Here is a 6301-nt window from a genome sequence, read left to right as displayed (position 1 = left end):
GTCTCCAGGTCCATCAGCATGGTGCGGCTGGCGTTGGTCGGGTCGGTGACGTGCACGCCGCCGTCCGTCCCGCCGGTGAGGTTCCACAGCACCCAGGTGTCGATGTTGCCGAAGACCGCGTCGCCGTTCTCGGCGGCCTCGCGGACGCCGTCGACGTTCTCCAGGATCCACTGGATCTTGCCGCCGGAGAAGTACGTCGCGGGCGGCAGTCCGGCGCGGTGCCGGATCGTCTCGCCCCGGCCGTCGCGTTCGAGCGCGGACGCGATCCGGTCGGTACGGGTGTCCTGCCAGACGATCGCGTTGTAGTAGGGGCGCCCCGTGCGCCGGTTCCACACCACGGTCGTCTCGCGCTGGTTGGTGATCCCGAAAGCGGCCAGGTCGCCGTGCGACAGGTTCGCCTTGTTCAGCGTGCTCTCGATGGCGGAACGGGTGCGCTCCCAGATCTCGGTCGGGTTGTGCTCGACCCAGCCGGCCTGGGGCAGGATCTGCTCGTGTTCGAGCTGGTGGCGGGCGATCTCGTTACCGCCGTGGTCGAAGATCATGAATCGGGTGCTGGTCGTGCCCTGGTCGAGGGCCCCGACGTAGTCGGCCATGGAGTCTTCCTTTCCGCCCGCGGCAGCGGGCCCGTCAGCTGACGTCGTACTCCGGCTCCGGCCCCGTGGGCAGGCCGCCCTCCTCTTCTGGAAGGTGGTGCCCGACGAGCAGCAGATACAGGCCGGCGCCGAGCACGCCGCCGATCAGCGGCGCGGCGATCGGCACCCAGAAGTACAGATCGCCGTACTGGTCCCGCCAGGCGGTGTCGTAACCGGTGATGTACTGGGCGAGCCGCGGCCCGAAGTCGCGGGCCGGGTTGATCGCGTAGCCGGCGGCGGAGCCGAACGCCATCCCGATCGCCACCACCACCAGGCCGATGATCAGCGGTGCCAGGTTGGCCAGCGGCGGCGCGTTGCGCAGGTCGGTGAGGGCCAGGACGAGGAACAGCAGGATGGCGGTGCCGATCACCTGGTCGCGGAACGCGCCCCAGGTGCCGATCGGCAGTGAGCCGTTGCCCGGCAGGGTGGAGAACACGAACTGGGTCTTCAGGGTGTGGCCCGGGTCGAACTTGGCGAGGATCTCGGTGTAGTCCCACCGGACGATCAGCGCGGCCACGAAGGCGCCGAGCGTCTGAGCGAACCAGAACGGCACGACCCGGCGCCAGGGGAACCCCTTGAACACCGCGAGTGCCAGCGTCACGGCGGGGTTGAGGTGCCCACCGCTGGTCCGGGCCGCGACGTACACGCCGAGCGTGACGCCGAAGCCCCAGGCCCAGGCGATGCTGTTGTGGTCGCCCAGGCTCTGCGGTTCGCCGAGCCCGCTCGCCGCCACGACCTGGGCGACGACGCCGACGCCGAACAGGATCAGGATCAGCGTGCCGGCGAACTCCGCCAACATCTGTTTGGCGAGTTCGGGGAGCCTCGGCCCTCGCGACATGTCTCCTCCTCGGACGTGTGAACCAGGCCACGGCGGCCGTGATCGTGATCGTTCCCAAGGAGGGCGCGGCTACACAGAGTCAGTCAATGACCACGGAACGCCTCTTCCAGCCACCACGCGGGGCGACTGCGGGCGATCTTGGCGTCCACGACCATCGGCCGGTCGCGCGGCCCCGCCAGCCAGCCGGCCACCGCCGCCAGGTCGTCCGGTGTCCGGACGGTCGCCGCCGCGCAGCCGAACCCGCGCCCGATCGCGGCCAGGTCGGCGGGCGGGAACGTGACGGCGTCGAGGGGATGCCCGCCCGGGCCGAAGTGGTGCACCTCGGCCCCGTAGGCCTCGTCGTCGTAGACGAGCACGAGCAGGCCGAGCCCGAGCCGGACCGCGGTCTCCAGCTCCGCGACCGACATCAGCGCGCCGCCGTCGCCGAGCGCGGCGACGGTGAGCCGGTCCGGGCGGGCCACGGCGGCGCCGATGGCGGTCGCGAGGCCGAGCCCCACCGACTGGAACGCCTGCGTGAACACCAGGCCGTCGTCATCGGGGACGTCCAGGAACATCGCCGGGTAGCCCATGAAGTTGCCGGAGTCGACGGCGACCGTGCGCTCGCGCGGCAGCATCCCGTCCAGGGCGATCGTCAGCGTGCGCGGATCGATGCGGGGGCCGCCGCCGTCCTCGCCGGGATGCTCGTCGTAGGGGACGTCCTGCCAGCGGCCCTCGCGGGCGAGCCGCTCCGCCACCTCGGGCGTGCGGTAGCCGGTGGCCCGGTGCCCGCGCGCCTGGAGTTCGGCCGAGGCGGCCCGCGCGGTCTCGGCGGCGTCGCCGATCAGGGCGAGGTCGACGGGGCGGTGGGCGCCGAGGGCGTGCGCGTCCACGTCGACCTGCACGACCGCGGCGTTCCGGCCGATGAGGGCGCCGTGCCGCGTCGTCCACATGTTCAGCGAGCAGCCCCAGGCGACGACCAGGTCGGCGCCGCGGATCAGCTCCGCCGCGACCGGGGTGGCGAAGCCTCCGCTGACGTCCAAGGCGAACGGGTCGCCGGCGAACAGGCCGCGCGCCACCGCCGACGTCGCGGGCAGCGCCCCGCAGCGTCCGGCGAGGTCGGCCAGGGCGTCGCGGGCGCCCGACAGGCGCGCGCCGCGCCCCGCGACGAACACCGGCCGCCGCGCCGCCTGCAGCGCGTCGGCGAGGCCGGCGACCGCGGCGGGCGGCGGCACCGGCAGCGCCGGGACCCGCCCCGCCCGCGCCCGCGCGGAGGCCGGCGCGGGCGCGTCCGGCAGGTCGGCGGCCTGGACGTCCAGCGGCAGCCCGAGCAGCACCGTGCGCCGCTCGGCGACCGCCGTCCGGCAGGCCCGGGCCACGTCGGCCAGGGCGGTCTGCGGGGAGTGGACGCGCTCGGGGACGGCGCCGACCGCCGCGGCGATCGCCGCCTGGTCGACGCGGAAGTTGGAGCGGACCGCGGCGGCGGCCACCTCGCCCGCGACCACCAGCAGCGGCGTGCGGCTCTTGGCGGCCTCGGCCATGCCCGTCACCGCGTTGGTGAGGCCGGGCCCCTGGTGGACGGTCACGACGCCGAGACCGCGGCTCACCCGCGCGTACGCGTCGGCCATCGTCACCGCGCCGCCCTCGTGGCGGGCGGCGACGAACCGGGCGCCGCTCGCCGCGAGGGCGTTCGTGACGTGGAAGTTGCCGCTGCCGACGACTCCGAAGACGGTGCCGGCGCCGAACCGCGCGAGGGTCTGCCCCACGGCCTCGGCGACGTTCATCGCTCGATCAGCGCGAGCACCCGGGCGGGGCTGCCCGAGCCGCCGACGATCGGCAGCGGCGAGGCGAGCAGGACGGCGCCGCGGGCCGGGAGCCGGTCGAGGTTCCGCAGCTGGGTGAGGCCGTACTTGCCGGCGCCGAGGAAGTAGGAGTGGCACGGGAACGGCGGGTCGAAGCCGTGCGCGGCGCCCGCGTCGGTGCCGACGGTCTCCACGCCGAGGCCGAGCAGCGGCGTCTCCTCGGCCAGCCACCGGGCGCACTCGGCCGAGATCCCCGGGGTGTGCGGGCCGTTCTCGTCCGCGTTGAGGAAGGCGTCCTGGTCGGCGGCGCGGGCGTCCCAGCCCGTCCGGTAGAGGAGCCAGCCGCCGTCCGGGAGCGGGCCGTGCGCCCGCTCCCAGTCGCGGACGTGGTCGATCTCCAGCAGGAAGTCGGGGTCGGCGGCGGCGCGCCCGGAGGCGTCCAGCACCACGGCGGGCGCGACGAGCCGGCCGGGCGGGACCTGCGCGACGTCCTCGCCGTCGCGGCCGGTGGCCCAGTGCACGGGGGCGTCGAAGTGGGTGCCGACGTGCTCGCCGGTCTCGATGTCGTTCCAGTACCAGGCGGGCCCGCGGTCGTCGTAGCGGCTGATCTCCTTCAGCCGGAACGGGACGGTGTTGGCGAACGGCTCCGGCAGCCGCAGGATCGGCGTGCGCTCCGACAGCGGAGTGGTCAGGTCGACGATCTCCACGGAGCCGTCGGCGACGGCGGCGAGCAGCTGGGCGAGCACGGACATCGTTCCTCCGGCGGCGCGGACGGCTGAGGGGGACGCGGGTCCGACGAACGTACCGCAGCGGGCCCTGTTCGGAGGGTCGCGGGGCGCAGGCCGCGGGCCTTTGTTCCACGACGCCAGGGACGCCTCCGGATTTCGTCGTCCCGCACCATGGACGCGGCGGCGCGGCGCGGCCACCATCGGGGCGGAACCCCAGCCGCCCCCGCCCCCCACGGAGGTCCGATGCGCCGCAGGCCCTGGACGCTCGCACTCGCCGCAGCCGCCGTCACCGTCGCCCTCGCCGCTCCCCCGGCGCACGCCGCGCCCCCGGCGCCCTCTCCCCCGGCCCCGCCGTCCGCCGGCGTCACCGAGGCCGCGCGCGGCTTCGACCCCCTGCTCCCCTCGTCCGACCCCGTCGCGCTGCGCGAGGCGTACCGGCCGCTCGCGGTCACCTACAGCTACGAAGGGCAGAAGCACACCCTCGACGACTACCTCGCCCGGACCGGGACGCAGGGGTTCGTCGTCCTGGACCGCAGTGACGTCGTCTTCGAGCGCTACGTCACCACCAACCGCGACACCCTGTTCCAGTCGTGGTCGATGGCGAAGTCGTTCACCTCGGCCGCTATTGGCATCGCGCTCGGCGAGGGCTTCATCGACTCGATCGACGACCCGGCGACCCGGTACGTCCCGGAGTTGAAGGGCTCGGGGTACGACGGCGTCTCCCTGCGGGACCTGCTGCGGATGTCGTCGGGCATCCAGTGGACGGAGACCTACGACGTGCCGTTCGTCCACGTCGCCGCGAGCCTCGGGTACCCGCTGACCGAAATGGCCAAGCAGCGCAAGCGCGGATGGGAGCCGGGGACGAGGTTCGAGTACACGAGCATGAACTCGTTCGTCCTGTCCTGGGTCGTGGCCAAGGCGACCGGGGTCCCCTACCACTCCTACGTCCAGAAGAAGATCTGGGAACCGGCCGGGATGGCCTCCAAGGCGTATCTCGGCAACGACTCCAACGGCAACAACATGGGGTACTGCTGCTACTACGCGACCGACCGCGACTTCGCGCGATTCGGCCTGCTGTACCTGAACGGCGGCAGGGCGAACGGGCGGCAGGTCGTCCCCGCCTCCTGGGTGACGGAGTCGACGCGGCCGTCCGCCTCGTTCAACAGGGGGTACGGCCTGCAGTGGTGGCTCGGCGAGAACGGCGACTTCTCGGCCAACGGCCTCGGCGGCCAGCTCATCTGGGTGTCGCCCCGGTACGGCGTCGTCATCGTGAAGTCGACGCTGGCGACCGTCCTCGCCGGGGAGGAGACCGACGCCGCCTTCGAGGCGATCGCCGCCGAGGTCGCGCGGACCCGCACGGCCCGCACGGCCGCGGCGCACTGACCGCCGCCCGCCGGGCGGCCGGGGAACATTCCGGATCGACCAGAGGTTAGGGTTCCCTAAGCACTGTGATCCGGATCATCGGAGGGACCGTATGGCGACGGAACCGGCACGCAAGGGGCGCAGGCTCCACCGGGGGACGGTGCTGCGCACCGAGCGCCTCGCACCGCACATGATCCGCGTGGTCCTCGGCGGTGACGGGCTCTCGGACTTCGGCGCGGGCGAGTACACCGACCACTACGTGAAGCTGCTGTTCCCCCGGCCGGGCGTCGCCTACCCCGAGCCGTTCGACATGGAGCGGGTGCGCGCCGAACTGCCGCGCGAGCAGTGGCCGAGCACCCGCACCTACACCGTCCGCGCGTGGGACGCCGCGGCGGGCGAGCTGACGATCGACTTCGTCCACCACGGCGACAAGGGCCTCGCCGGCCCGTGGGCGGCGAGCGCCCGGCCCGGCGAGGAGATCTTCTTCAACGGCCCCGGCGGCGGCTACGCGCCCCGCGCCGGCGCCGGCTGGCACCTGCTCGCCGGTGACGAGAGCGCCCTGCCCGCGATCGCGGCCTCCCTCGAACGGCTCCCGGACGGCGCCCCCGCCCGCGTGTTCGTCGAGGTCGCGGGGCCCGAGGAGGAGCAGGACCTGCGCACGCCCGGCGACGCGGAGATCGTCTGGCTGCACCGGGGCGGCGGCCGGGTCGGCGACCTGCTGGTCGAGGCCGTCCAGAAGCTCGACTTCCCGGACGGGGAGGTGCACGCCTTCGTGCACGGCGAGGCCAACTTCGTCAAGGCGCTCCGCCGCCACCTGCGCGTCGAGCGCGGCCTCCCCCTCGACCAGCTGTCGATCTCCGGCTACTGGCGGCTCGGCCGCGACGAGGACGGCTGGCAGTCCGGAAAGCGCGAATGGAACCAGCGGGTGGAGCAGGAGGAGGCGCGGGCCCTGGCCTGAGCTCC

At 73.8% G+C, this 6301-nt stretch carries 6 protein-coding genes; 2 read left to right on the top strand and 4 right to left on the bottom strand.

Annotated features, from left to right (window positions below):
* The 4 genes from AB0C84_RS39280 to AB0C84_RS39265 all read right to left on the bottom strand — a co-directional run.
* On the bottom strand, positions 1–593 hold a 593-nt coding region (locus AB0C84_RS39280; protein ID WP_361076206.1), incomplete at its 3' end, for an FGGY family carbohydrate kinase.
* Between the two features lie 34 nt (positions 594–627).
* Entirely contained in the window at positions 628–1470 is an 843-nt protein-coding gene (locus AB0C84_RS39275) for an MIP/aquaporin family protein (RefSeq protein WP_361076203.1), read from the bottom strand.
* 83 nt (positions 1471–1553) lie between these two features.
* The gene (locus tag AB0C84_RS39270; protein ID WP_361076201.1) at positions 1554–3230 is read right to left on the bottom strand and encodes a thiamine pyrophosphate-binding protein; all 1677 of its coding nucleotides are present in this window, start codon (positions 3228–3230) and stop codon (positions 1554–1556) included.
* Positions 3227–4000: a cyclase family protein gene (locus tag AB0C84_RS39265; protein ID WP_361076198.1), complete on the bottom strand. Its 774-nt coding sequence runs from the start codon at positions 3998–4000 to the stop codon at positions 3227–3229. The genes AB0C84_RS39270 and AB0C84_RS39265 overlap by 4 nt, the downstream gene beginning before the upstream one ends.
* 219 nt (positions 4001–4219) lie before the next feature.
* Here AB0C84_RS39265 and AB0C84_RS39260 point away from each other — a divergent pair, with 219 nt between their 5' ends.
* Both AB0C84_RS39260 and AB0C84_RS39255 read left to right on the top strand, forming a co-directional pair.
* Positions 4220–5359, top strand: coding sequence for a serine hydrolase (locus AB0C84_RS39260; RefSeq protein ID WP_361076196.1), 1140 nt, complete (start codon positions 4220–4222; stop codon positions 5357–5359).
* A gap of 91 nt (positions 5360–5450) precedes the next feature.
* Positions 5451–6296 (top strand): siderophore-interacting protein, encoded by an 846-nt coding sequence (locus tag AB0C84_RS39255; RefSeq protein ID WP_258942931.1) that lies wholly within the window; start codon positions 5451–5453, stop codon positions 6294–6296.
* The last annotated feature ends 5 nt before the right edge of the window (positions 6297–6301 follow it).

It is taken from the genome of Actinomadura sp. NPDC048955 (assembly GCF_040649435.1).
Classification (GTDB): Bacteria; Actinomycetota; Actinomycetes; order Streptosporangiales; family Streptosporangiaceae; genus Spirillospora; species Spirillospora luteofluorescens.
This window is presented reverse-complemented; position numbering and strand designations above follow the sequence as displayed.

What these genes read in the sequence shown, in the direction of transcription:
- AB0C84_RS39275 (WP_361076203.1), bottom strand. Translation starts at nt 1,470, where the DNA reads ATGTCGCGAGGGCCGAGGCTCCCCGAACTCGCCAAACAGATGTTGGCG.
- AB0C84_RS39270 (WP_361076201.1), bottom strand. Translation starts at nt 3,230, where the DNA reads ATGAACGTCGCCGAGGCCGTGGGGCAGACCCTCGCGCGGTTCGGCGCC.
- AB0C84_RS39265 (WP_361076198.1), bottom strand. Translation starts at nt 4,000, where the DNA reads ATGTCCGTGCTCGCCCAGCTGCTCGCCGCCGTCGCCGACGGCTCCGTG.
- AB0C84_RS39260 (WP_361076196.1), top strand. Translation starts at nt 4,220, where the DNA reads ATGCGCCGCAGGCCCTGGACGCTCGCACTCGCCGCAGCCGCCGTCACC.
- AB0C84_RS39255 (WP_258942931.1), top strand. Translation starts at nt 5,451, where the DNA reads ATGGCGACGGAACCGGCACGCAAGGGGCGCAGGCTCCACCGGGGGACG.